4 protein-coding genes are annotated in these 2,379 nt (G+C 46.9%); 2 read left to right on the top strand and 2 right to left on the bottom strand.

Going from position 1 to position 2,379, the window contains the following annotated elements; all coding sequences use genetic code 11:
- Nucleotides 1-554 (top strand): hypothetical protein (locus tag Q0294_RS09480; RefSeq protein WP_299463900.1); only part of this gene is annotated, 554 nt, incomplete at its 5' end.
- A 14-nt stretch (nucleotides 555-568) separates the two neighbouring features.
- On the opposite strand, the gene Q0294_RS09485 is transcribed toward Q0294_RS09480, so the two are convergent.
- Nucleotides 569-1,057, bottom strand: a complete 489-nt coding sequence (locus Q0294_RS09485) for a hypothetical protein (RefSeq protein ID WP_299463904.1) — start codon at nucleotides 1,055-1,057, stop codon at nucleotides 569-571.
- Between the two features lie 279 nt (nucleotides 1,058-1,336).
- Between Q0294_RS09485 and Q0294_RS09490 the strand changes: the two genes are divergently transcribed.
- Nucleotides 1,337-1,687, top strand: a complete 351-nt coding sequence (locus Q0294_RS09490) for a hypothetical protein (protein WP_299463906.1) — start codon at nucleotides 1,337-1,339, stop codon at nucleotides 1,685-1,687.
- A gap of 37 nt (nucleotides 1,688-1,724) precedes the next feature.
- Here Q0294_RS09490 and Q0294_RS09495 read toward each other — a convergent pair whose 3' ends face one another.
- Entirely contained in the window at nucleotides 1,725-2,039 is a 315-nt protein-coding gene (locus Q0294_RS09495; protein WP_299463909.1) for an Hpt domain-containing protein, read from the bottom strand.
- Between the last annotated feature and the right edge of the window lie 340 nt (nucleotides 2,040-2,379).

The following is a 2,379-nucleotide window of genomic DNA, read 5'->3' on the forward strand; positions in this document are numbered from 1 at the left end:
GTCTCAAAACAGATGACCCGCAAACCCGCCACGTCACGATCAAGGTCAACGGCTTCCAGAAGATGCAATTAACGCTTTTGAAAATTCCGCAAAACAAAGACCGGCTGTGTTTGTCCGCCATCGAAACCGCCTCAGATACCAGAGAAACTCAGAATTCAGAATCGATTGAAATCCGTCTGAGTTGCATGCATCCTGCTGATTCAATGGTGGAAACAATCAGTCTGGAATATGGCGGCGCGTATCTCGCGCGTGCAGAGCGGCAACCGCGGCAATTTCAAACCAGCGAGCTGAGTTCATCGCTGACACCACAGGCGGGAACGCTGGAACTGTCTTGTAGCGGCACACAACAGGTCAACGAAATCCAAGTGACCGAATATCTGGTTCGTATTCCCCGCAAAACGCTTCAAAAACAGGCAGGAGCAGCCTGTTTGAATTTCAAAGCCCTCGTAAAAACAGAGCAACAGACCTGGCTGGCAGCCCAGTGCGACTTCAAGCTCCCCATCCAGCCAGTTCACCGCCTGGCAGAGTCTGCTTCGCAAACAACGGTGAAATGAACCGTCAGGCTCTTTTAAAAACTGGCAGCGTCATCCTGATTTTCGCCCGAATATTTCAGACGGGTGGCAAACAGCTTTTTCAACCGGGAGACAGGATACATACGCACGATTTTGTTCTTGTACGTGATTCTTCCCTGATCATCGCGGCCCAGTTGAGCAGCCACATCCGGCTTGGCCAGACCTGCGTACAAACCCGCAAAGGTTTCCGGATCAACGCCATTACCGGCTTCGAGATCATCCAGCGCATTGACTCCGCCACAGGAAACAGCAAATGCATTCAGCCCTTTGGTAGCCGGCCGCATGAAATTCTCCTGTTCCAGTGACGATTGCGCCTCGATCAACTGTTTCACACCACGCTTAATTTTGTCTTCGGTCTCCTCGGTGGGAGTCCCTGAATTTTGCTGCGCGTGTAATGTGGGGCTCTGAAAACTCTGAGAAGCCCCCAGAACATAACCCGCAGCAATCAGAAGCAAACCAATAACGGCCTGGTTTAACCTGGACATGAAAGACTCCCCGTGAAATCAACTTTTGTTATGATTGGTTTCTATTCAAGATGAAAATCACCGCCAGACTGATCAATTGAATTCAGCCTGCAGGCTCAAATAGAATGACAAGATTTAGTATCAGTAACTCATATTTACTAAGAATTGACAGTTCAGGTCAATAAGAACCCTGAAAATTCAACCGTCTATGACCTGATCTTAACCTGTTGAGAGAGTAAACTCAGCAAAAATCCTGCATCTCTATCACAAATGAGATTTTGATTCAAAAGCCGGTGCCACATGAAGATCGAAGAGTTTCAGTTAGCCTTGTCAAATATCGTAAGGCAATTCCAGGCAGCAGATTACGATGCCAGACACATGCTGCTCGACTTCTCTGAAAAAATACTGGAGTTAGCAGATCGCGTCCCCCAATTGCTGCCGGACCCTCTCAAATCGGAATGGAAATCCATTTGTACGGAAGTAGACGAAGTGCAGCCCGCTTTTAAAAGCCATCGAAAGACATCGGTCTTGTTCGATCGAGCAGGAATGGGGCAACCAGGGCGACAAAAAGCCATCGCACTCATCACCAGAATGGCAGCCCTCTCCCGATCGGTCGATCGGCTGGGAAATCAGGACAAGCCGCCTGTTTGAACGGGAACTCTGGCAGGAAGATCTCAGGTTAATTCCATCAAACAACAATCCGGTCCAGATGGTTTAACATGATTTCCTTGTGTTGTTCAATCTCTGAATGATCTTCCGCTTTACAGGCGATCTCTAATTCGGCCGCGATCTGCGAAAGTTCTTCAAACCCGTAACCGGCACTGGCACCTTTTAACTGGTGGGCTAACACTTTGAGCTCCTCAACATGTTCAGAAGCGGAAGCCTGTCTCAGAATCGTTTTTTTCTCTTCAATTCCGTCGACGAACATCTCAATCAACTCGAGAAAATCTTCGTCATCACAAAATGACGATCGAACCGGTGGGTTTTTCAAGGCGTCTACCATTGTTCCAGATTCCAAATACTATAAAGTTTTTTCTATTTGTTGTTAACCAGTGACCTTTTAAGTTCACCCAGCCGATTTGCGTTTTCGGCTGGGGTAACTCCGGTGGACAGAAACCATTCTAATTAATAGTGTGTGCTCATTTCTCTGCGGTAAAAAAAGTGGCAATTATCCAATTTAGGGACAAAGTAAATCCCTCCAAGGAAATAGCTGTACTGATTATGATTGATATGCCGATACCCAAATGACGGGATTACAGTCTGATTAAGGTGACTTTTTAAGAATTTTTGCTTCAACTTTGTCTTTTCAGGGGCAAATAATCATGAACAGACTAACAGACCCC

The organism is uncultured Gimesia sp. (assembly GCF_937919775.1).
Classification (GTDB): domain Bacteria; phylum Planctomycetota; class Planctomycetia; order Planctomycetales; family Planctomycetaceae; genus Gimesia.